The organism is Emticicia sp. GW821-FHT11C11 (assembly GCF_058808615.1).
On sequence record NZ_JBXARV010000001.1, the window covers coordinates 1,781,151 to 1,804,862 of the forward strand.

General features: G+C 38.1%; 23 protein-coding genes. 16 read left to right on the plus strand and 7 right to left on the minus strand.

Annotation, left to right across the window (positions count from 1 at the left end; genetic code table 11):
* Window positions 1-391 precede the first annotated feature (391 nt).
* The 13 genes from AC1RRY_RS07595 (at window position 392) to AC1RRY_RS07655 (ending at window position 14,429) form a co-directional block, all read left to right on the plus strand.
* Window positions 392-1,384: a glycosyltransferase gene (locus tag AC1RRY_RS07595; RefSeq protein ID WP_492816823.1), complete on the plus strand. Its 993-nt coding sequence runs from the start codon at window positions 392-394 to the stop codon at window positions 1,382-1,384.
* Window positions 1,385-1,649: 265 nt separating this feature from the next.
* Window positions 1,650-2,714, plus strand: a complete 1,065-nt coding sequence (locus AC1RRY_RS07600; RefSeq protein WP_492816821.1) for an EpsG family protein — start codon at window positions 1,650-1,652, stop codon at window positions 2,712-2,714.
* Window positions 2,715-2,758: 44 nt separating this feature from the next.
* A complete protein-coding gene (locus AC1RRY_RS07605) occupies window positions 2,759-3,604 on the plus strand; it encodes a glycosyltransferase family 2 protein (RefSeq protein ID WP_492816819.1) in 846 nt (281 codons plus the stop codon).
* Entirely contained in the window at window positions 3,585-4,637 is a 1,053-nt protein-coding gene (locus AC1RRY_RS07610; RefSeq protein ID WP_492816817.1) for a right-handed parallel beta-helix repeat-containing protein, read from the plus strand. The genes AC1RRY_RS07605 and AC1RRY_RS07610 overlap by 20 nt, the downstream gene beginning before the upstream one ends.
* Window positions 4,603-5,787 (plus strand): glycosyltransferase family 4 protein, encoded by a 1,185-nt coding sequence (locus AC1RRY_RS07615; RefSeq protein WP_492816815.1) that lies wholly within the window; start codon window positions 4,603-4,605, stop codon window positions 5,785-5,787. Before AC1RRY_RS07610 ends, AC1RRY_RS07615 begins: the two co-directional genes overlap by 35 nt.
* Window positions 5,788-6,098: 311 nt before the next feature.
* A complete protein-coding gene (locus AC1RRY_RS07620; protein WP_492816813.1) occupies window positions 6,099-7,109 on the plus strand; it encodes a phenylacetate--CoA ligase family protein in 1,011 nt (336 codons plus the stop codon).
* A gap of 31 nt (window positions 7,110-7,140) precedes the next feature.
* Window positions 7,141-8,136 carry a sugar-transfer associated ATP-grasp domain-containing protein gene (locus AC1RRY_RS07625; protein WP_492816811.1) on the plus strand — a complete coding sequence of 332 codons (996 nt, stop codon included), beginning with the start codon at window positions 7,141-7,143 and terminating at the stop codon, window positions 8,134-8,136.
* Between the two features lie 276 nt (window positions 8,137-8,412).
* Window positions 8,413-9,045, plus strand: a complete 633-nt coding sequence (locus tag AC1RRY_RS07630) for a sugar transferase (RefSeq protein ID WP_492816809.1) — start codon at window positions 8,413-8,415, stop codon at window positions 9,043-9,045.
* Entirely contained in the window at window positions 9,020-9,559 is a 540-nt protein-coding gene (locus AC1RRY_RS07635; RefSeq protein ID WP_492816807.1) for a GNAT family N-acetyltransferase, read from the plus strand. The genes AC1RRY_RS07630 and AC1RRY_RS07635 overlap by 26 nt, the downstream gene beginning before the upstream one ends.
* Window positions 9,549-10,448 carry a 1-aminocyclopropane-1-carboxylate deaminase/D-cysteine desulfhydrase gene (locus tag AC1RRY_RS07640; RefSeq protein WP_492816805.1) on the plus strand — a complete coding sequence of 300 codons (900 nt, stop codon included), beginning with the start codon at window positions 9,549-9,551 and terminating at the stop codon, window positions 10,446-10,448. The genes AC1RRY_RS07635 and AC1RRY_RS07640 overlap by 11 nt, the downstream gene beginning before the upstream one ends.
* A gap of 4 nt (window positions 10,449-10,452) precedes the next feature.
* Window positions 10,453-11,463, plus strand: a complete 1,011-nt coding sequence (locus tag AC1RRY_RS07645) for an ATP-grasp domain-containing protein (RefSeq protein WP_492816803.1) — start codon at window positions 10,453-10,455, stop codon at window positions 11,461-11,463.
* A gap of 326 nt (window positions 11,464-11,789) precedes the next feature.
* Window positions 11,790-12,815 carry an ATP-grasp domain-containing protein gene (locus AC1RRY_RS07650; protein WP_492816801.1) on the plus strand — a complete coding sequence of 342 codons (1,026 nt, stop codon included), beginning with the start codon at window positions 11,790-11,792 and terminating at the stop codon, window positions 12,813-12,815.
* 96 nt (window positions 12,816-12,911) lie between these two features.
* Window positions 12,912-14,429 (plus strand): NAD(P)H-hydrate dehydratase, encoded by a 1,518-nt coding sequence (locus tag AC1RRY_RS07655; RefSeq protein ID WP_492816799.1) that lies wholly within the window; start codon window positions 12,912-12,914, stop codon window positions 14,427-14,429.
* Between the two features lie 2 nt (window positions 14,430-14,431).
* Here AC1RRY_RS07655 and AC1RRY_RS07660 read toward each other — a convergent pair whose 3' ends face one another.
* Entirely contained in the window at window positions 14,432-15,697 is a 1,266-nt protein-coding gene (locus AC1RRY_RS07660; protein ID WP_492816797.1) for an OmpA family protein, read from the minus strand.
* 151 nt (window positions 15,698-15,848) lie between these two features.
* On the opposite strand from AC1RRY_RS07660, the gene AC1RRY_RS07665 reads away from it, so the two are divergent.
* Together AC1RRY_RS07665 and AC1RRY_RS07670 are read left to right on the plus strand one after the other, a co-directional pair.
* Window positions 15,849-16,340 carry a peptide deformylase gene (locus AC1RRY_RS07665; protein WP_492816795.1) on the plus strand — a complete coding sequence of 164 codons (492 nt, stop codon included), beginning with the start codon at window positions 15,849-15,851 and terminating at the stop codon, window positions 16,338-16,340.
* Between the two features lie 82 nt (window positions 16,341-16,422).
* Window positions 16,423-16,599, plus strand: a complete 177-nt coding sequence (locus AC1RRY_RS07670) for a hypothetical protein (protein WP_492816793.1) — start codon at window positions 16,423-16,425, stop codon at window positions 16,597-16,599.
* Window positions 16,600-16,622: 23 nt separating this feature from the next.
* Here AC1RRY_RS07670 and AC1RRY_RS07675 read toward each other — a convergent pair whose 3' ends face one another.
* The 6 genes from AC1RRY_RS07675 to AC1RRY_RS07700 all read right to left on the minus strand — a co-directional run bounded on the left by AC1RRY_RS07675 (window position 16,623) and on the right by AC1RRY_RS07700 (window position 22,462).
* Window positions 16,623-17,516 carry a flavin reductase family protein gene (locus tag AC1RRY_RS07675; RefSeq protein WP_492816791.1) on the minus strand — a complete coding sequence of 298 codons (894 nt, stop codon included), beginning with the start codon at window positions 17,514-17,516 and terminating at the stop codon, window positions 16,623-16,625.
* Between the two features lie 57 nt (window positions 17,517-17,573).
* Window positions 17,574-18,800, minus strand: coding sequence for a fumarylacetoacetase (fahA, locus tag AC1RRY_RS07680; protein ID WP_492816789.1), 1,227 nt, complete (start codon window positions 18,798-18,800; stop codon window positions 17,574-17,576).
* Window positions 18,801-18,832: 32 nt separating this feature from the next.
* Window positions 18,833-19,264, minus strand: coding sequence for a MarR family winged helix-turn-helix transcriptional regulator (locus tag AC1RRY_RS07685; RefSeq protein ID WP_492816787.1), 432 nt, complete (start codon window positions 19,262-19,264; stop codon window positions 18,833-18,835).
* 147 nt (window positions 19,265-19,411) lie between these two features.
* A complete protein-coding gene (gene phhA / locus AC1RRY_RS07690) occupies window positions 19,412-20,143 on the minus strand; it encodes a phenylalanine 4-monooxygenase (protein ID WP_492816785.1) in 732 nt (243 codons plus the stop codon).
* A 15-nt stretch (window positions 20,144-20,158) separates the two neighbouring features.
* A complete protein-coding gene (hppD, locus tag AC1RRY_RS07695) occupies window positions 20,159-21,289 on the minus strand; it encodes a 4-hydroxyphenylpyruvate dioxygenase (protein ID WP_492816783.1) in 1,131 nt (376 codons plus the stop codon).
* A 12-nt stretch (window positions 21,290-21,301) separates the two neighbouring features.
* Window positions 21,302-22,462 (minus strand): homogentisate 1,2-dioxygenase, encoded by a 1,161-nt coding sequence (locus AC1RRY_RS07700; RefSeq protein WP_492816781.1) that lies wholly within the window; start codon window positions 22,460-22,462, stop codon window positions 21,302-21,304.
* Window positions 22,463-22,737: 275 nt separating this feature from the next.
* On the opposite strand from AC1RRY_RS07700, the gene AC1RRY_RS07705 reads away from it, so the two are divergent.
* Window positions 22,738-23,601 carry a DUF4369 domain-containing protein gene (locus AC1RRY_RS07705; RefSeq protein ID WP_492816779.1) on the plus strand — a complete coding sequence of 288 codons (864 nt, stop codon included), beginning with the start codon at window positions 22,738-22,740 and terminating at the stop codon, window positions 23,599-23,601.
* Window positions 23,602-23,712: the final 111 nt, after the last annotated feature.

A 23,712-nucleotide genomic window follows, 5' to 3' on the forward strand; every position in this document is an offset into this window, starting at 1 on the left:
AAAAAATACACACAAATAAATCCTTCTGGATTTGGTTGATTCTCGTTAATGCTGATGAATTACTTCTTTCTTGTATTATTTACAAAATATACTCGCTGTTGCTTTATGTCAGACTCCAGCAGGATAATCATGTTTGATTGCGTCACAAGACTTAGGCAAAAAATAGATGCAGAAGTCTTGAAATGTACTATTTGTAATAGCGGCGGTGATTGAAATATTTCATTCATTGGCGTCACTTGCGGTTTGAATTATGCTGATTTTTTTCTACCGCAGAAAAGGTATAAATATTTGTACATGAGAGAATTAAGGTTGTCTGTTTTTTTTAAATCGAGCCGTTTTTGTTTTTACCATATAACTTTTAGTTTCATTACCCTATAAAAATCAGAGAGATATGCAGATTTCTATAATAGTTCCGGTATATAATGTAGAGCAGTATATTTCCAAATGCCTGGATAGTATTATCAGTCAATCTGAATTGCCAGCTACAAAAAGCAAACTGGAAATCTTAATAATTAATGATGGCTCAGCAGACAACAGTCAGGAAATAATAGATCAGTATTCAGAAAAGTATAGTTTTGTGAAGTCTTTTGTTAAAGAAAACGGAGGGGTGTCAGATGCTCGAAACTTCGGAATCACCAAGGCTACAGGTAATTATATCTGGTTTGTTGATCCGGATGACTGGATCGCAGAGAATGCACTAAGTGTTTTATTTGCTGAAATACAAAATGAAGATCTGGATATATTAGAGTTTGATTATTCAAAAAGATTCAGAAAACCGAGTACAAAACTGTTTTTAGATCCTTATTATTCAACAATAGAAACAGACGTTATTACAGGCAAAAAGGCTATTGAACTATATGGGTATAATATGTTTGTTTGGAATCGCATTTTCAAACGCCAACTACTAAATGATATCAACTTTGAATTTCCTTTAAATAGAACTTCGCAAGAAGCCATACCGGTTTTAAAAGCGCTTTTAAATGCTGATAAGTATAAGAAGATAAAGAGTTGCCTTTATTTTTATCATTCAATAAGAGAAGGGTCTACCACTAATATAAAGGACAAACAGCACTTGCAGAAGCGAAATCTGGATATGCTTGCCAACATTGGTGAAATGAATGTGATTATCGAAGGGCAAGACAAAAAGATTATATCAAAAATAAATGAAATACAAACTGTAGTAGCTACTGCCATTCTTGCCACGGCGGTTTCGAAAGTTAAATCAAATGAACATTTTCGTAATATTGTAACTCAGCTAAAGCAATTTGCGGTTTACCCAATCAGGAAGCATCCGGAAAATAATAGTTTAAAGTGGAAGGCTTTCAGAGTTTTTGTGAACTCCAAAATTTTAACTACGTTGTTCTTTATTTTGAACAAAGAATAACTTGATGTATCATGTTCAGTCATTACTTTTCAAAGCGAAGAAAAGTAATGTCGAAATTGTTTTGTTCAATACTGCAAAGAACCTTCAGATCAATTCTTTAAGCAGATTCAGAGTTTTAGTATAGTTTTTGTCAAACTTCGGGATGCTTAAAGAATATTTCAGATAGCGGTTATTAAAAAAATAGTTAATTTTGATTGTATAAAAGTAAAACCAAAATAAGCCCGGAATAAATCGTGTTTTACACATAAGATTCCTATTCTATAGTATGATAGATTTTCAGATTAAGTTCTATGCAGTATATGCGTTTCTAATCTTATTTGCGGTGCTTAATGCCTTAATAATGGATTTAAGCAAAAAGCGATTAGTTAAGGAGCCTTTTATAGTTACGATTTGCATGATAGGGTTCTTTATTTATTTTTTTGGTACAAGAGATTACAGTATTGGAACAGACACACCCATCTATTTATGGCAATATACTAATTTTGGAAAAATGGATTATGGTACAGACTTCCTGGTACCAGTTGTGTTAGGATTGTTAAATGCGATAAGTTCAGATGCGAGAATATTTTTCCTATTTATGGCAGTAGCTTTTTTAGTTCCTATTACTATTTCCCTAAGGAGAGTTTCAAATTTTTTTCAATCTAATTGGTTTCTTGTTTTTTTCTCATTTGTTAGTTTTTTCTTTTTCATTAGCTTAAGTATTAATGTAATAAGGCAAGCCGTTTCATTGGGCTTTCTCATGTTGGGTATAACAAATTATTGTTTAAAAGTAGGAGGAAAACGGTCCTGGATTCTCCCTCTTATTATTTCCGTAGGATTTCACTTTACTTCTATAGTGCCGGCTTTTATTTTTCTATTTGTTGCCGGGTTCCGAAAATTCAATTTACTCTATTTCTATGTAATATACTTTGGTGCAATTTTTATTGCAAGGCTTGAAATCAGTATTTTACAATTAGGTATAGTTGGTCAGATTTTGATGGACGATAGGCGTGGGGCATATCTGGATGCAGAAGATACAGAATACGAAATAGGTTTCAGACCCAATTTTGTTATTTTTAATACTTTCTTCTTAGTAATAGCGACTTTTGTATTCAGAAAATTACAAGAAACTGAAGTATACCGTTTCTTTCTGATGTATTATATATTAATGAGTTCATTCTTTTTTGTGACATTCCAGATACCTTACTCGGACAGATGGGGGGTAATATCCTGGATAGTTATACCTTTTTTATTGAGTCCTATTTTTTCTCTAAGATTCCCCTATAAAATAGCGATAATGACCGTTATTATGCTGGTAGGCATATTCCTGTTTTTTCAAAACTATGGCTAAGCGTTTTGGGTGATAAGAAGTATTCAAATAATATTATAGTTTCCGTGGAACAAAAATTTAGTATAGACTCCCAATGTTTAGTAACAATTGGGTTGCCGGTTTATAATGATGAAAAGTATATTAGACTGGCAATACAATCAATTATTAATCAGACATATAAAAACTGGCATTTGATTGTGGTTAACGATGGATCGGTTGATAATAGTGACAGTATCATAAAAGAATTCTTACCGGATGATCGGATTACTTATATTTCGGAAAAGAATCTTGGGTTGGAAACACGCTTGAATCAACTGGTAGAGTGGTGTAACACTCCATATTATGCCAGGATGGATTCTGATGACATTATGCACCCGGAGCGTTTGCAGAGGCAGATTGAAGTTTTAAAGACACATCCAGAAATCGATGTTTTAGGGACTAACGCATTTACTGTCGATGAGCATAATCGGGTAATTGGAGCCAGAAGTAATTATAAAGAGAAAGCATACTTAAAAAAAGTCAAGTCGTTTATTCACCCAACTGTAACTGGTAAAACTGAATGGTTCAGAAATAATCCTTATGATGTAAAAACCGGCCGGATAGCGGATTCTGAACTTTGGTATAGAACTGCTTCTAAATCTAATTTTGTGATAATCACCCAGCCATTATTTTTCTACAGAGAAGTTGGCAATGGATATTACAGAAAATATTCCATGTCGGGCCGGGGTAAAAAGAGAATAGAAGAGAAATATCAGCATAATTATTTCTGGAGAAGGTTCTTTATAAAAAATACAATTGTGGAATTTATCTATAGAGTGTTTAATCTATTCAATAAAGAGCAGACTCTTGTAAACAAAAGAAATAAGGTCATTTTTAACGAGCGCTTATCTTATGAAAGTTATATTGAATAGTCTTCTTTTTATTTTGCTGAGTTTATTTGTGCAAAAGCCACGAATATTTGAAGTGAAAGTGGTGCCGGAAAGTATCGCTTATAATTATTATAAACCTAATACCAGGTATAAGCTGCCTCATGGCACCTACCGTATCTCTAAAAAGGAAATAAGCCGGCAGGTAGATGTAACAAATTACTTACAGGCGATTATCAATAAATATGAGTCGGTATTATTGCCTGATACCAAGATAGAAATTTCAAAACAAGGGTTGAGGATTCCTTCCAACAGAAGTATATACTTTGATAAAAATACATTAATTGTTTATACAGGGATAGCCTTAACGAAGTTAAATGACATTATTAAAATTTATGATGTCTCTAATGTGAAAATCTATAATGCGAAGATTCAGGGCGGAAGACAGTTGCCTGATCAGAAAGGTGAATGGAGTGCCGGGATATGCATTCTTAATTCTACCGATGTACATATAGAGAATTGTCATATCTATGACACCTGGGGTGACGGTATTTTTATCGGATCAGAAAATAATGGCGTCTCAAAGAATATTACTGTAAAAAATATCTGGATTGATAAGGCCAGAAGAAATGCGATATCAATTACCTCAGCAATTAATGCAAATATATTTAATGTTTTGTTAAGCAATACTCATGGAACCCTTCCGGAATGTGGGGTTGATGTGGAGCCTAGCTTATTTGGTGAACACATAGAAAATGTTAAATTCAAGAATTTGTATTCATACAATAATAGAAATGCTGCGTTTAATATTAATTTAACTTCGTTTAATTCAGATACAAGGCAATATGCAGATTCTGTTAAAATAGAGCTTGAGGATTTTTATGATCAGTTTTCGAACGGATTCATAGGCCTTAATCTTAATAACTTCAATAAGAAGAATACACCTTCTGGCGTAATACGGATTTCCAATGGGGTTTCTTATTCTGAGAAACACAATGTTGAATTGAACCGAAAGAAGATAGAATCGAACGTGATATTACTTTATGGTAACCTCAAGAAAGAAAATTATAAGAACTAGTACAGTCCCCAGCTCTCTAAATGGATTGTTAAAGGGGCAATTGGCCTTTTTAAACCAATATTATAATATAATAGGGGTATCGGGGGAAGGAGAGTCTTTAAATGATTTAAGAGAGAGAGAAGGAATACGGATATCTTCTGTTGAAATGCAAAGGCATATATCTCCTTTCAAAGACTTAATTTCTCTTGTAAGATTATATCGCTTTTTTAAAGAAGAAAAACCGGTAATAGTACACTCTATTACCCCTAAAGCAGGTTTGTTAACCATGTTAGCTGGTAAAATGGCTAGAGTGCCAATACGTATGCATACTTTTACTGGTCTCGTCTTCCCTACTAAAACCGGCCCGATGCAGCAACTGTTAATAAAAATGGACTGGTTACTTTGTTGGGCGGCAACTCATGTTTATCCGGAAGGAGAAGGGGTGAAAAAAGACCTGCTGCATTATAAGGTTACTACTAAACCCCTGAAAGTTTTAGGAAATGGAAATGTAAATGGGGTCGATCTTGAATATTTTAATCCCGATTCGGTTTCTGCAGAGCAAAAACAGCAACTCAGAGAATCGTTAGGTATTAGACCAAATGATTTTGTATTTGTATTCGTCGGCCGCTTGGTCAAGGATAAAGGAATCAATGAATTAGTAGAGGCATTCAAAAGATTGCAGTCGAAAGCAAATAGCGGCCTTAATGATAATGTAAAGCTGCTGCTAGTGGGCAAGTACGAACAACATTTGGATCCTCTATTACCCACAACCTTGCATGAGATTGAAAACAATGCAGGTATAATTACAACAGGCAGTCAGAAAGACGTTCGTTTATACTATGCAATATCAGACTGTTTGGCTTTGCCGAGTTACCGGGAGGGTTTCCCTAATGTTGTGTTAGAAGCCGGTGCAATGGGCTTACCAAGTATAGTCACTAACATTAATGGTAGCAATGAGATCATTAAAAACGGTATTAACGGAATTATTATTACCAAAAAAGACCTTGAAGCACTATACGAGAAAATGCTATATCTTTACCAAAGCCCGGAAATACGGAACAGCATGGCATTTAACAGCAGGAAGCATATTGCCGAAAAATATGAGAGAAAATTTGTCTGGAATGAGTTATTAAAGGAATACAATAAGGCATTAGAAAGTAAGAATCTTTAAAGACTGTTGTTGATTTGAAGAACATACGATATTACATTTTTTGGACATTAGATTTTCTCAAAGGTTCACCGGTTAGAAAACACTACAAGGAAATTAAGAATGCCTTTTACGACAAATCTGCTACGCTAAAAATACAAGAGCAACGACTATCCGATATTCTACACTACGCAATTAATAATACTTCCTATTATAGAAACTGCTCTCCCGAGCACTTACAATCATTTCCGGTTATAACTAAGCAGCAAATAGTTGAGAATATAGATTCAGTGTTTTCAAAAGAGTTTTTTACTGAAAAAAACTCGTTGAAGACAATGATGACAAGCGGGTCGAATGGTATACCCTTTAGAGTATATCAGAATCAGGATAAGGTAAGAAGGAACCAGGCCGACCTATTGTTTTTTTATAAAATTGGGGGATACGATTTAGGAGACAGGCTTTATTCTATGAGGGTCTGGAATAAATTAAACCGAAAATCGAAAAGAGCGCAGATAAAAGAAAATCTGAAGATGTTTGATACAGCTAATCTGGATGTTGAAGGAGCGCAAACATTTGTAAATACACTCATAAAAGATACCAAGCCCAAAGTGGTGTTAGCGTATGCTTCGTCGTTCACCAGCCTGTTGCAACATATTGAACCGGGCGAATATAATTGGAACATTAAAGCCATTTTTACAGGAGCTGAAGAACTGATTAAGGAAACCAAGAAAAAAATGCTGGATACTTTTAATTGTCCTGTCATGTCAAGATACTCTAACCAGGAGAACGGGGTTTTGGCACAGCAACCAATTACTGGCGAAGATTATTTCCGGTTAAACGAAGGGAGTTATTACTTTGAGTTTTTGAAGCTTGAGTCAACCGATGCCGCCGAGGAAGGAGAAACAGCCCGGATTGTGATAACGGACTTATTTAATAAAGCTATACCTATGATCAGATATGATACCGGTGATGTCGGAACATATAAGTTTGCTACAAATGGTAAAAGAGTATTAACCGAGATAATTGGCCGGAAAACAGATTTTTTACTTAACTGTGATGGCAAAGTACTATCTCCGTTTGTAATCACTAATTTAATGTGGGAATTTGATGGTATTGCTCAATTTCAATTTATACAAGAAACACTTACAGTTTTTAATTTGAAGATTGTTTATTATGATGTAAGCAAGCATGTTTTTTATTTACAGAAATTGACCGAAGATCTAAAGCAAATTTTCGGAAAGGATGCTACTATTAATATCATAAAAGTAGATAGTATTCCACTGGAGGCATCAGGAAAACGAAGATATATCATTTCAAAGTTAAAGACACAACATGGACTCAATTGAGGTCTCCGTAAAATCTGTCCTTAGATTTTACATGAATTTTATACTGGACAAAGACAAAAAGACGATTAAGGAAATGCTTTCGGATTTAAGAATTCTGAAAAAAGAGAATTCTTATAGAGATCTGGTTCATTATATCTCTTGTATGATGTACAAAAAAGATGCGGGAGATGTCAGAAATTACTTCAACAGGAAGACCTTATTGAATATAATTTATGGGCATCACCGTAAAAATGGGAAGCATCCCGTTTTGAACAATAAGAATATCCTCCGGATAGTCATGCAAGATAATAAGCTTCCGATAGCCTTGTATTTGGGCATGATTAAGTCAGATGTACTGACTGACTCTGATGGAAATTCAGTGGCATTAAAAGAAATGGCACTCGTAAAATCGAAACTGATGGAATGGGTGGATATGCATAAGCAGGTATTCATTAAGCCCGTAGACTCTAACGGTGGGAAAGGTATTTTTAAATATGATAAAAAAAGTAATTTCGATATTTCAGGATTAGTACCTGGTCTGGAATATATAATTGAAAAGGGTTTTGTTCAGCATAAGGATTTGGATAAAATTAACCCGCATAGTATTAACACATTAAGAATTATATCAGTAAATATTGACGGAAAAATAGTTATTCCGAGTTGCTTTTTCAGGATGGGTACCGGTAATTCATATGTAGATAATGGTTCGTCAGGAGGTGTATTTTTAAACTATGACATTGAAAATAATAAATTAGATAAAGTAGCTTATAAATTGCCAAAGAGCGGAGGTTTGTCTTATTTTAAACACCCTACTACTGGTTTTGTTTTTGAAGGTGCTGGATTACCATACCCTGATAAGGTGATTCAACTGGTGATAGACGCAGCCAAAGTGTTTCCGGAGCATGATGTCATTGGCTGGGACATAGCATATACTGACGAAGGACCTGCAATTGTAGAAGGAAACGATAACCCGGATATCACCATGACGCAGATAACTTTGAGAGGTTTGAAAAACGTGCCGCTTTATACGCAGATATACAATCTTTGAAGACCGTGATGAAGGTACTATTTATGATTCAATTTTAGCCTTCAATTGTTTTTATTCTGCTTTGTTGATTTCTTCTATGCATTGATATTGAAAAAGTGGCGAAAGCACTATTCAGTTTTTTTATTTTTGATTTCTGCCTAGCTGCATGCAGTTGTATTTTTTTTTGCCTAATTTTATAAAGAATTGAGGTGTCCTTTTTTAGATATACAATTAAAAACCTACCCTTATGTATTAAACTTATGTTGCTGACCGGGCATAAGTAATTGTTTATGTAAAATGTATAGACTTTTTTTTAAACGCTTTTTTGACTTAATAATAGCGCTTACAGCTTTATTAATATTTAGTCCATTATTTATTATTATAACCATTTGGTTATTGGTCGCGAATAGAGGAACGCCTTTTTTTGTCCAGAGAAGACCCGGAAAAGGTGAGAGGATTTTTTCGATTATTAAGTTCAAGTCTATGAATGATAATCGTGATGAGGAGGGGAATCTCTTACCTGATGCCCAAAGAATGACCAGCGTGGGACTGTTTATCCGAAAGACATCACTGGACGAATTGCCTCAGTTAATTAATGTTTTAAAAGGAGACATGAGCCTAATTGGCCCCAGGCCGTTATTAGAACAATATTTAACGTTTTATACGGACAGAGAAAAATTAAGACATACGGTTCGTCCGGGAATCACTGGATACGCCCAGGTTAATGGAAGAAATATGCTTGATTGGGATGAAAGATTAGAATTTGATGCCCAATATGTTGAAAATTTATCGCCTGTCAATGATTTAAAGATTTTGGCAAAAACAGTTAAGAATGTGGCTACGAGAAAAGATATTGTAGTCGTTCCCGGACAGTTTTCGCAGTCGCTTGATAAAAAAAGAGAAAATGAAAATAATCTCCAGACGGTTTAGCCGCGAACATATAGAAACAAGGGTAGATTGGATTAATTGTGAATCTATCCATTTGAATATGTTTTTTGATTTACCTATAAGTGTAGAAAGTACGATAGCCTGGTATAAAAACAATTTAAATAGTAATAAAAGACTTGACTTTACTTTTTTAGATGAAGCCAATACAATTGTGGGAATGGGTGGGTTTACTAATATTATAGAAATAAATCGGAATGCAGAATTTTACATAATGGTTAATCCTGAGTTGCATGGTAGAGGTTTTGGTAAAGTGATATCCAGATGGATGTATAATTATGCCTTTTCTGTACTCAATTTGAATAAGGTTTATCTGTATACCAATGATGATAATATTGCTGCCTATACAATGTATGAAAAGGCAGGATTTATTCTGGAAGGAATACTGAGAGAGCATAAGGCTAAGAATGGTAGATTTATAGATAAAAGGATTTACGGGCTATTAAGAAAAGAGTGGGAAGCTGCAGCATGGAAAGAATACCTGCAAGATGAAATTTAGTTTTGTTCAAGATATAACGTCAAATATAAAGATATTCAGAGACGATCTTTATCCCTTTTTAGGCGGTGGTAACAAGGCTCGGAAAATGGACTCCATCGCCCATGCTATCTTCTCTCAGAAGGCGAATGCCCTGGTTGCTACTGGTGGTATTCATTCTAATCACTGCCGTACTGTTGCAATTTTTGCTGCCAAGCATAAAATGAAATGTACACTGGTTTTATCTGGTAACAAAAGTGCATTTTACGAGCAATCGGGTAATGCAAAAATAATGCGGCTCTCGGGTGCAGCTATTGTATTTGTAAACAACCCACAAGAAATTGGCCCGCAGATGGATTTTGCGATGAGTCAGTATCAAAAAGAAGGTTTTTCACCCTATTATATATGGGGAGGAGGGCACACACTTGAGGGTGGAAAAGCATATATAGATGCCATTGAAGAGTTGAAGGATTATTGTGATGAAAATGATTGGCAGCCGGATTACATTTTTCATGCTTCAGGTACTGGCTCTACACAGTCCGGAATTCTGGCAGGGTTAGATAAATTCGGTTTTAAAAATACGAAAGTGGTTGGCATCTCGGTTGCCAGACCATCAAAGCGGGCAACCAGAATTGTGAATGAGTCATACAGGAAACTATGCGTGCATTACCAAATCGAATGCACGGAAAGGGAAGTGATAGTTTTAGATGATTATTTATGCGGAGGGTATGAAAAGTACAATGACGAATTGAAAAGGATTTCTGATAATTCAATCCGGGAGTATGGCTTTACACTTGATACTTGTTATACTGGCAAAGCATTCTATGGAATGCAACATTATATAAAACACAACAATATTGGAAGCAACATCTTATTCTGGCATACGGGTGGGGTGTTTAATTTTTTAATTTAATCATATGAATTTATTATTTACCTGTGTTGGCAGACGCAACTACCTCATTAATTATTTCAGGCAAGCGCTAAAGGGTGAGGGAAGCATCTGGGCAGTGGATAATCAAATTACAGCACCAGCCTTAGCAGAGGCAGATAAGGCCATACAGATGCCTTTGATTTATGATGACTTGTATATTCCCACTTTATTAAATATTGTGAAGCAAAATGCTATTGATGCTATTATTCCACTGAATGATTTAGAACTGCCTATTTTATCTGCTGCAAAAGGAGCCATAGAACACCTTGGTGCACGGGTAGTAGTTTCTGACCAGGTAATAATTGATCAGACTTTTGATAAATGGGAAACAGTAAAGTTACTTAAAAAGGCAGGTCTTAAATCTCCTGATACTTATATAGATTTAGCAGAAGCAAAAAAAGCAATCAACGCAGGTGCCCTAAACTTTCCATTAGTTATTAAGCCAAGATGGGGAAGCGGATCCATTGGCGTGAGTTTTGTAGAAAATATAGAAGAACTTGAACTTACTTATAAACTTCTGCTGATGAAGTTAAACAGAACCATTTTGGCGACAGTAAGCAAAAATGATATGGAGAATGCGATTCTGATTCAGGAAAAAATCGATGGAGTAGAGTATGGAATGGATGTTCTCAACGATTTCAATGGCAATTATGTCGGAACCTTTGCCAGAAAAAAGCTCGCGATGCGTTCGGGAGTAACCGATAAAGCAGTATCGGTAGTCAATCAAGACCTTCTGACTATTGGTAAAACAATTGGAGAACACCTTAAACACATCGGAAATCTGGATTGTGATGTTTTTGAACGTAATGGTGAATACTACGTACTGGAATTAAATCCCAGATTTGGTGGCGGTTATCCTTTTTCTCATCAGGCAGGCGTAAATACACCAGCTATATACTTGGAATGGATGAAAGGGAATAATGATATTGAGAAGTATATTGATTATAAGCCCGGAATAATGCATGCTAAATGCGACAGGCTTATCTATATAGAATAACCGGTCAGACTGTCTGAATCCAATTAATTTTGAAAGGTATAGTTGCACAAAAAAGAATAAAGATTATAGTAATACTTTGTAAAACATGGAGTTACAGGAATCGGAAAACTACAACTATTGACACAAACTAATTTTAATTTTTTATTTAAGTTTTGTACGCTATCTTGAAGTAGTTTTTATTTTTTAACACTTATAATAAGTATTGACCTATAGACACAAGTAGTATCAAATACCTATTTTTGATAGTTATTTTTTTTGCTTAGTAGAAATGTACTAACCTGTCGAACTTGCTATCCCAGAGTGATTATAAGCTAACTGCACTAAACATGAACACCATTTTATTCTGCTGTATAGGCAGGAGAGTCCGTCTATTAAAGGACCTCAAGGCGTCGCAGGAAGACGTCAGAATTCTTGCTACAGATAATAACCCGTTTGCTCCCGGATTATTCGCAGCCGACAAGCATTTTTTAGCTCCAAGTATAAAAGATGCCGGCTACATTGATTACCTCATAAACCTTTGTGTTTCGGAAGGAGTAACAGCCATCACTACACTAATTGATCCTGAGATTGAAATTTTGGCCAGAGATAGTGCGAAATTTATCGAAAACGGAATTTTACCGTTGTTTCCGTCGAAAGAAACAGCCGAAATATGTTTTGATAAATTCAAAATGTTTGAGCACTTGAGAAAGCACAATATCCCTACAATACTGACCTATGATAGTCTGGAGAGTTTTGAAGACGGCTTTGCAGCAGGAGAAATTTCGTTTCCGGTTTTTATTAAGCCAAGAAAGGGTAGCGGAGGGGTTGGATCTGCTAAGATATACGACATGAACGAGCTGAAGGAAGCGCTGAAAAATGGCCACTTTGAATACATCATTCAGGAAATGATGATTGGCGATGACCTCGACGTTGATGTATATGTAGATTGTATCAGCAACAGACCAGTAGCCATGTTTTCAAAGAAAAAACTGGAATCGAGAATAGGTGGGGCTATTAAGACGGTTTCATTTAAAGACAAAAAACTGATTGAGTTTGTCAAAGAAGTGCTCAGTAAATTTGAGTTTTGCGGGCCTTTGGATATGGACTTGTTTTATATAAATGGACAGTACTATCTATCAGAGATTAATCCGAGATTCGGAGGGGCTTATCCTCATGCATTTGGGGCAGGGGTCGACTTCTTTCAATTCATTTCAAATAACATGAATGGCATTGAAAACCCTGAACAGTTTGAGAATTATGAGGAAGATGTCATGATGATTATGTATGAGGATTTTATAATAGAACGAAAGGCAGCGTTGAGCGAATCTCTTGCTGAATTGCAGACGTCTTCTCTCGAATTGGAGTTGGTCTAGTGTTGAACAAAACCTTTTCTCGGAAGTTTAATTCTTATGTGCTGTTTGTATAGAAGTTCATTATGTTTTTTCCGTATTTTGTAAAAAACAAAGCTGATGAAAATTCTATTAACAAGAAAACTGAAGAATGATGGCCATTATGTGTCTGAGATAAAAGAAGCGGATCAATATACTATTGCACATGAGCCGATTGCATCGATAGACCTAATGGAGCGGGCTGCCCGTATGTTTGTCAGTCATTTCATACAGCGATTCCCGTTTTCTTATAAGAAAGTGCATGTGCTGTGCGGACTGGGGGATAATGGAGGTGACGGCCTGGCAATTGCCTGCATACTCTATACCTTAGGATACGAAATTGAAGTTTTTGTATTCGATTATTCTCCTAAGCAAACAGATAATTTCCGTACGAATCTGAACAGGCTTGTTAATAAAATTTCTGTTCAATCAATTAAAACTGCAGACGAAATTCCGGCGTTTAATTCCGGTTATTTATATATTGACGCACTGCTTGGAGCCGGTTTATCGAGGCCATTGGAAGGCCTGATAAAAAATGTAGTAGAAAGCCTGAATCATAGCAAAGCAGAAGTAGTAGCGGTAGATATCCCTTCTGGTCTATATGCCGATACACTGAATGATGCAGCTGATGTAATTGTACAAGCGGCGCATACCATTACTTTTCAAACGCCTAAATTAGCTTTTTTTCTTCCGCAGAACGCCGGCTTTGTTGGTGATTGGTCTGTCATAAACATAGGTTTGCATGAAGACTTCATTCAAAGTATTTCTTCAAGATTTGAGTATACTGACGCCTCCGCTGCCATAGCTCTAATAAAACCAAGAAGCAGATTTGCAAATAAGGGTAATTTCGGGCATGCGCTGATGATAGCCGGAAGCTACGGAATGATCGGCGCGGCTGTTCTCTCTACAAGGGCCTGCTTGCGGTCTGGCGTAGGTAAGGTAACCGTTTATACACCCAAATGTGGGTATGAAATTCTACAGACGGCTATTCCTGAAGCAATGTGTCTGCCGGCTGTAAATGAAGAATTTCTGGAAGAACTTCCTCCTCTAAACAATTATCAGGCTATTGGTATTGGTTGTGGTATCGGCACAAAACCATTAACCGCAGCAATGGTTGATGCCCTTCTTGAAAATATAAAAGTGCCCGTTGTAATTGATGCAGATGCACTTAATATCATTGCAGCAAAAAGCACAAGATTGGCAATGATACCCAAAGATGCCGTGCTGACACCACACCCGAAAGAGTTTCAAAGGCTGATAGGAAAACAATGGGTGGATGACTATGAAAAACTAGATATACTTTCTGATTTTGCCATAAAACACCAATGCATAGTGTGTCTGAAAGGAGCTTTTACTGCAGTAGCTCTGCCTGATGGTAAGATTCACTTTAACTCAACCGGAAATGCCGGAATGGCCAAAGGCGGTAGTGGAGATGTGCTTACCGGTGTGATTCTGGCCTTGCTGGCGCAAGGTTATTCTCCGCAGGAAGCCGCTATCCTCGGTGTTTATGAACACGGTTTGGCAGGAGACCTCGCTGCCAAACTGAAAGGAACCACAGCTATGATAGCCTCAGATATCATAGAGAATATCAGGTTTTGATATTAAGGGTTCACTATTACAAACTCTACCCGTCGGTTCTGTTGTCTGCCTTCTTCAGTACTGTTATCTGCAATCGGTTTAGTGTCACCATAGCCTTTAAACCGGATGCGTTTCCCGACAATACCTTTGCTAATCAGATATTCCCGTATTTTGAAGGCCCGCTCAAACGACAAGCGTTTATTTTGTGCCGGATCACCTATATTATCAGTATGCCCTTCAATTACGATAGTCATGGTTGGGCTGTCTTTCATCATCTTCAATAAACCGTTCAACTGCGCATGCGATTCAGCCAGAATGCCTGATTCGCCTGTATTGAAATACACTTTGTCTAGCCTGAATTTGTTTTCTTCAACTTTTACAGGGGCCGATTCTTCTCTTGGCGGTTCAATTTTCGGAGTGGTGATCACGGGTGGTTCTACCGGCGTTATTTCAGTTTTGGGCGGTGCCGGTTTGGTTTCGGCACTCAATGGAGTTGTCTTTACAGCCGGATTCAGATAAATATCCTGAGGAAATTGTTGTCCTTTTTTTAGCTTCGATAAATCCATATTTGTCTCAGCCGGCTCATATCCTTCCGCTGTTGCCTTGAAAGTATACACATCAGGTTTTAATGTAAATGAGAAACCACCATTAGGCTGTACAACTCTATAGCCTGTTTTCTTTGAGTCGCTATCAACGGTATAAACAACTTTTCCCCCTATAGTTTTTTGAGTTCGGGCATCAATCAATCGCCCATTGATGATTAAAGAAACTGTCTCGCCCGATGGCACAGCGGTTTTCCTCAACGGATTCCTGATATGTATACCAGTAAAATTCCAGAATTGCAGTTTTTGTTCCGGGGAGTTTTTGCCTTCAATCAGGTTAAAAAGCTCAATACCGGGGTCGAGCCTTTCGTAGTAAACTTTAAATGTATAAATCTCGCCGGGTATTACAGGTTGTGCATCTGGTAGTTCTACAATACCGCTTGCCCTGATATATTTAAAGCGCTTGCCATTACTACTTAGATAACTATCCGGATTTATAGAAATAGTTGTAGATTGCTGAAGAGGCTGCCGCCTTTGATAAGGAAGCGGAAAATTAAAGTTCTGACTTCTTCGCCTGCTGTATTTGTATCTGAAATGGATAATTGTAAATTCGTTCCGCAGTTCAACTTTAGTAATATCAGTTTCGTAACTGCTTTGGTTATCAATTTCAGGCAATTGAGTAACAATCTGGCCAAAACTTTCCACAGCGAAAAGGGTAAAAATCAGCAGATATATTAGTCGTTTCATAGGTAAAACATTTGTTGCACAAATTTTAACGAAACCAAACTTTTTTTTGTTTGCACCGGTTCGTTAATATTTGTTAAAATCATGTGAAGCTACTTAAGCAAAGTTGAATATAAGAAAATTCAGATAATAAACGTAATACCCATCCATTAAAATGAAACACTTAGAAGATATGGTTTTGTTGGGTGACCCCCGGCTGTATGAAATATGCGAACCTGTAAAACGAGAAGAACTGCCGCTTGTGAGAGAATGGGTAAAAGATTTGCACAATGTGATGGAAGAAATACGGGCGAAGTATCAATTTGGACGTGGTATTGCAGCCCCGCAGCTGGGTATTATGAAGCGCCTGATATACGTGAATATTGACCGACCGGTGATAATTATAAATCCGGTTCTTGAGAATATGAGTGAGGAAATGTTTGAACTATGGGATGATTGCATGAGTTTTCCGAACCTGCTTGTACGGGTAAATCGCCATCAATCATTGGTGATGAAATATCTGGATGAAAACTGGCATGAACAAAGCTGGCATGCAGAAGGAGCCATATCGGAACTACTGCAGCATGAATATGACCACCTGAATGGTGTTTTGTGTACCATGCGCGCTGTTGATTCGCAGTCGTTCCGGTGGAGACCCACTCCTTAATATTTCTGCAAAGGTGTATACGTTAACTGGCATAGTTTTTTAGTGATTAGAGGATATAATTCACTAAAAACTTTTATCAATTATGAAACTGATTAACTATCTATTGGGCATTTGTTTTATTCTGTTTGTCTCTTCATGCGATGCCATCGTCGGTATATTTAAAACAGGTTTCAACGCAGGAGTAATAGTAGTGCTGATTGTAATTGTTCTGATAATTGTCGGCTTGTTTAAGATGTTTGGAGGAGGTAATAAACAATGATTTCGTGGTCTGAAAGATAATTATTAAAAGAGGTCTTCCTGATTCTGTAAAAGTACCAGCCAGGCTTCTTTTACTTTGTTTTGTGCTAAAAGCCTTTGAGCCTCGTCGTGCAAAAGATTATCAAGATAGGCAATACCGTTTAAAGACTCATTGAGTATCTGCTGTATTTTTTGCGTTTGTCTGTATTCCAGTATTTCTTCCGCGGTTGGAAGTATTTCAATATTGCCCAATTGTCCTAAATGATTGCCTGTCAGGATTTTCGAAAGCCTGATGGGCTCGGGTATGGCATCATAGCCTATTCCTATTTTGGTGTTGGGCTTTTCAACCTCGAATAACGCCGGTTCATTTACACGGGCATACCAATCTGCGCCCAGGCGTGCTACCCAGTCGGTTTTGCGCTGGTCAATTCGTCCGTTTTCACCAATGATACTTTCAGAGATATGCGCCATCAGAATCTGGCATATATACAGATTCATGGTGCCTATTTCACGTACTTCCAGTACTTTGCATTCAAACTGTGCAGGAGATTCCTTTACGCGAGGTGGTTTTACCAGCACAGATGGCTCAGGTGTGAAACCCGACTTTACAAATTCGTCCACTCCACGCGGATACTCCACACTGGCTAAAGACATTTGTTGTACCATGGGGTAATCTATCATGTTAATCACTACCTCGTGTACTTCATTAATATTGAGAGTGGTGTCTTTTTTTGAATTGTCCCGGCTTCTGTTGTTAGGAGCAAATACCAGTAGGGGTGGATTGATACCCATAATATTAAAAAAACTGAACGGACTCAGGTTTACATTCCCCTGGCTGTCTACACTACTTACAAATGCAATGGGGCGAGGAGCGACTGTTCCTGTCAGGTAACTGTAAAATACCCGTGGTTCTAAATCTTTTGGGTCAAGTGTAAGCATGTTTCAATATTTATGGTTGGCTGCAAAATTGGCAAAAGTAGTTTATAAAGCAAAAAATCAGTTAGCAGCAAGTATTTTGCCACTCACTTCACCAAAACCAACACGTATACCATTTTTTATACTACTGCCTTTTATAGTTAGCGTATCGCCGTTTTCCAGAAAAGTCCTTTGCTGTCCGTCTTCCAGTACTATTGGTTGTTTACCACCTGCACTCAGCTCCAACAGAGAGCCATAACTACTCGTATCTGGTCCGCTGATAGTTCCGGAAGCCAGCAGATCACCCACTTTCAGGTTACAACCATTAATAGTATGATGAGCCACCTGCTGTGCCAGATTCCAATATAAAGAGCTATAATTGGTTCGGGAAATAAGATGCGATTTCCCATCACCTGATTGCAGAGTTACTTCCAGGCCAATATCAAAGCTACGTTTACCTTCAAAATGGAGGTAGGAAAGAGGCTTAGGGTCTTGCACGGGGGTATCGACTCTGAAGTGTTCCAATGCTTCAAGCGTAACAATCCAGGGTGAGATAGATGAAGCAAAATTTTTACCGAGAAATGGGCCTAAGGGTTGGTATTCCCATCGTTGGATATCCCGTGCAGACCAGTCGTTAAAAAGTACCAGACCAAATATATAATTTTCGGCCTCTGTCGTGTCAATGTTTGTACCTAAACCGGAGTTTTTCCCGATAATAGCTCCTATTTCTACTTCAAAATCAAGCTCTTGCGTAGGGGAGAATACCGGCATTGGGCTATCAACAGGTTTTATCTGCCCTTTGGGTCGGGTAATCGGAGTACCTGAAACTACAATTGAGCTGGCTCTGCCATGATAGGCAATCGGCATATGTTTCCAGTTGGCAACCAGCGGGTTATCCGGCCGGAACAGTTTGCCTACATTGGTGGCATGCTCAAGGCTGGAATAAAAATCGGTATAGTCACCGACTTTTACAGGCAGGTGCATTTTTACCGATTCAATCGGGTGAAAAAGCTGATTGAAGTATTTTTTCAGAGGCGACCCGGGGTTGATGAGCCAATCCTGCAATTGTACCCTGACAGCGTTTGTTTTCTTTTTACCTAAGCTGATGAAGGCATTCAGGTAGGGTTGGTTACATGTGTTTCTGGGTATTTCTAATATACCCAATTTTCGCATTTGCTCCAGATCTATTACGTAATCACCAATCCGCACACCTGCCCGCGGAGAATTTTTACCGGCACTGAATATACCAAAGGGAAGATTATAAATAGAGAAATCAGAGTTTGCGGAGATATCTACCCAGGAATTCATCAGGTTTCAAAACATTTAAGGTCGGAAGGTAATTAACTGACGTTTTTATGAATCGTATTCATAATTCTCACTAACTCATCATAGTCAGCGTTCGTCAGTCCATCCCACGATTTCCGTCGGATTTCCCCAATTACTTCCAATGCTCTGGCATGCAATTGTTCACCTTCTTCGGTCAGATATATATTAAACTTTCTTCTGTCTTCATCTGCCATTTGTCGTCTTACCAATTTTTTTTCAACCAATAAGTCCAATATCCGGGTTACGGTCGGGGCATCTTTGGCAGTATCTACAGCGAGGTCGTTCTGACTGACGCCCGGTTTAGGCATGATATGATCAAGCACTACCCATTGGTCAACCGTCAGGTCTATGCCATTGTCCGTAAGTCCCTTTTGCATAAAGCTTCGGATGCGCTTAATGGTTGTATCAATTTTGAAGAAGTAAGAACGTTGGTCAGAATGTGTCATTTTTTATTTTAGGTCTTCCTTTTGTACGTAGCGCGGATTGGTAATCCGCGGGTTTCGCCGAATGCAGGTTCGAATCGATTAAAAGAATATTCTGCATTCATACATTTTAGCGACAAAATATTTTACAAAAGTAGGAAAAACCTTCAATTATTGACATACTAATAATTGTTGCTCCAAAACTTTTTCAAATTCGGGTAAGGATGTATACAACGCTTCATACGAATCAATGACGAAGTACTTCTTTTGATACGCGTCAATCTTTACTTCTGTAGCAAGTATTTCTTCAATATTATAAGGTACTCTTTCGGGTGCATCACTATGCAGGCTGTATTCGCTTTCTCCGCTCGACGACAAAATCCCTCCACCATAGATTTTCAGCTGACCATCTTCTTTTATCAATCCAAACTCAACGGTATACCAGTATAAGCGCTGCATCAGTTTTATGGCAGTTTCGTCTTCAATATATTTTAAAGAGATTTTACTGAATTCGGTCAGAAAATCGCAAAATGCCTGATTGGTTAGTAAAGGCACATGTCCGAAAGTATCATGGAACATATCCGGTTCTTCAAGATATTCCAGTTGCTCAGGTCGTCTTAACCAGTTAGACGCAGGAAATTGTCTGGCGGCCATCAGTTCAAAAAACTCTTTGATGGGTACCAGCCCGGGCACACCAATTACCGACCATCCGGTCAATATCTGCAGCCGGGGTGTCAGTTCCTGCTCAAAATCGGGTATGTGGTCGGCTACGAAGCCGGCTTTTTCAATGCCATCCAGATAATCCTTACTTGCCAGTTGCGGTAATTTCTGTGTTTGTCTTTCAAACAATAGCCGCCACATCTGATGGTCTTCTGCCGTATAGGATGAATATGACTGATTCATAATCTTCAATATTTATCACAAAGTACCTCTCAGTACCTGTTCACGTTCAATGGCTTCGAAAAGGGCCTTGAAATTTCCTTTACCGAAAGATTTGGCGCCTTTCCGCTGAATAATCTCAAAAAACATAGTGGGTCTGGGTTCAATAGGTTTGGTAAAGATTTGCAATAAATAGCCTTCCTCGTCTCTATCTACCAGAATACCCAACACTTTTAACTGTTCTATTTCTTCGTCAATATCTCCGATTCTGCCTTTCAGTTCTTCATAATAACTATCAGGCACACGCAGAAACTCAACGCCCCGCTCGCGCAGGTGAGTTACTGTTGTAATGATATCGTCTGTCGCTACTGCGAGGTGCTGAACACCTGCGCCATCATAAAAATCAAGGTACTCTTCTACCTGCGATTTTTTCTTGCCCTCGGCAGGTTCGTTGATTGGAAACTTGATGCGACCGTTTCCGTTCGACATCACCTTGCTCATTAAAGCCGTATAGTCTGTCGAAATATCCTTGTCATCAAAACTCACCAGTTGTGAGAAACCCATCACCCGGCCGTAGAAGTCAACCCATTCATTCATTTCATTCCAGCCCACATTACCTACCATGTGGTCTACAAATTTTAAACCGACAGGTGTAGGATGATAGTCGGGTGTCCAGGTTCTGAAATTCGGCAGAAATACCCCATTGTACCGGCTGCGCTCTACGAAAATATGGACAGTATCGCCATAAGTATGTATACCCGAACGCACAACTGTGCCCTCTGCATCTTTTTCTTCCACGGGTTCCATATAAGGTTTAGCCCCGCGGGATATGGTTTCATAGTAAGCATCACGGGCATCGTCTACCCATAGTGCCACTACTTTTATGCCATCCCCGTGTTTGTCAATATGCCGGCCAATTTCTGTATCACCATGTAGGGGAGATGTAAGCACCAGACGGATTTTGCCTTGTTGTACTACATAACTTTCACGGTCTTTCAGGCCTGTCTCAAGACCCGCGTAGGCCAAAGGCTGAAACCCGAAAGCTGACTGATAGTAATGTGCTGCCTGCTTGCAATTGCCTACATAGAGTTCCAGATAGTCGGTTCCGTTAATAGGCAGGAAATCGGTGTTTCCTGTTGTGTCGATTGTATTTTTTTGTTGATGAAGCATAATTGCGATGTTTTATTCTATCCAGCTATGAAAATATTTCCCGTCGTCCAGTTTTAGAGCTTCTTCCGTTAGCGTCAATGGCTTGAAGGTATCTACCATTACGGCCAGCTCCTGGGTTTCTTTTTTTCCGATACTGCGCTCCATTGCACCGGGATGCGGCCCATGTGGAATACCGCCGGGATGCAGCGTGATATGTCCCTGAGCTATGTCATTCCGGCTCATGAAATCACCATCTACATAATAGATTACCTCGTCTGAATCAATGTTTGAATGATTATAAGGAGCAGGAACTGCTTTGGGATGATAATCATACAACCTCGGACAAAACGAACAAACCACAAAGGCATCTGTCTGGAAGGTCTGGTGTACGGGCGGGGGTTGGTGGATGCGCCCGGTTATAGGCTCAAAGTTATGTATCGAAAAACCCCAGGGATAATTGTAACCGTCAAAACCCACTACATCGAAAGGGTGGTACTGATATACCAGACTATGAAGTTGATTCTGTTTTTTTATTTTGATGATAAACTCTCCCTTTTCGTCGTGTGTTTCCAGTTGTTCAGGTAATTTGTAATCCCGCTCACAAAACGGGGAATGTTCCAGTAATTGCCCGAAATAATTGCGGTAGCGTTTAGGTGTATAGATTGGTGCGTGAGATTCTACGTAGAAAATGCGGTTATCAGTCGTGTCGAAATCGATCTGATAAATTATCCCTCTTGGAATAATCAGATAATCGCCGTATTCAAAAGAGATATTACCTAACTGTGTACGTAGCGTCCCGGTACCTTTATGAATAAAAAGCAGCTCGTCAGAATCGGCATTTTTATAGAAATAATCCCGTAATGACTTTTGCGGAGCCGCCAGACCTATGATGCAATCTTTGTTTACCAGCAATGGTACACGGCTGTCGAGATAATCTTCCCGGGCCTGCACATTAAAACCTATCAGCTTGCGCATCATCAACTGATGTGTATTTGCTATACGCGGACTTACGTCTTTACTCTCCAGCATCTGCATCACCTGCGTAGGCCGATGGATATGGTACATCAAAGACGACATGCCATCGAAACCGATGGTACCGAATAACTGCTCATAATACAATCCTCCACCATCCGGCTTTTCAAATTGTATATGGCGCTTAGCAGGTATTTTCCCGAGTTTATGATAAACAGGCATATTTGCTATAACAATTATTGTTATGCAAATAAAATAAAATTAATTGTTATGACAAATAAATTGGTAATATTTTTTTATTGAATAGGATAAAATTGTGTTTTTGTAGATTGAAGTATTAAAAGATGGGCTGTCTGATTACAAGTTTGTTACACGTGTTTTTTCTGCTTGTATGAGTATTCGACAGAAGAATGAAGATAATTTATATTTTGGTATCTTTCAGTATTTAATTGGCTTTAAGATTTCTTAATCATTATTGCTGTAAACCGAGTAATAATTTGATTACTATTGCGGTAGATCTGACAATCGGCCAAATGAAAGAATCAAGTAAAAAGCCTTTTAGTCATCGATTATTCCCTAATTTACCAGCTGACAACAATTACTATTTTATCCGGATAATTAATACAATGCGTCTGCCATTTATATTTTTTCTGCTACTGTTTAGCTTATCGGCTCAGGCTCAGCGGTTTCGACTAAATGGAGAGATAAAATCTCTTAAAGAAGGTTCCTGGGTTTACTTATCCTATGATGTGCCAGGGGAAAGAATTCTTGATTCTGCTCAGGTTAAGGGAGGCAGATTTCGATTCTCTAATAAGCTCAAATACCCGGTTTACGCATATCTATCCGAAAGTAACTACGAATTATATGATGGAGATAATCGATTTTCTTTTATCCTTGAACCTGCAGAATTCTCAATATATTCAGATGATCAGATATACACCAGTGAAGTGAAAAATTCTCGATTGAATGAAGAGCGCCAGGAGTTAATCAGGCGAGTGCTTAGTTTTTCTTTTTCTATGAAGCGCAATAGTGTTATACAGGAATATCCTGAATACCGCAGGCCGGAAGAAAAAGTTATCCTATTATCAAAAAATGCTGAGGAAAGGGAAAAACAAGAATCAATTCTTAGAGACAGTGTATGTATTGAATTTGCGAAAGCATACCCGGATTCTTATCAATCAGCTCAGGTTTTAGCTAGTATAATGTCTTGGAATGAAAGCAATTCAGCTATTTATCAACGAGCTAAAAGTGTATTCGACCGTTGCCCCAGACGTTGGAAAAAGGCACCTGCGATAAGAGAAATTATACAGCGTAAAATGCCGAGAACCATATTTGTAATGGGGGAAGGGTCTTTCGATTAAAGAAGGTCGTCACCGCAACGCCGTGACGACCTTCTTTTGATATAAATCTATAGTCAGGTTTGAGAAAATAGTCATTCCCAATGGAATTGCCACAATGGAATTGCCAAACGA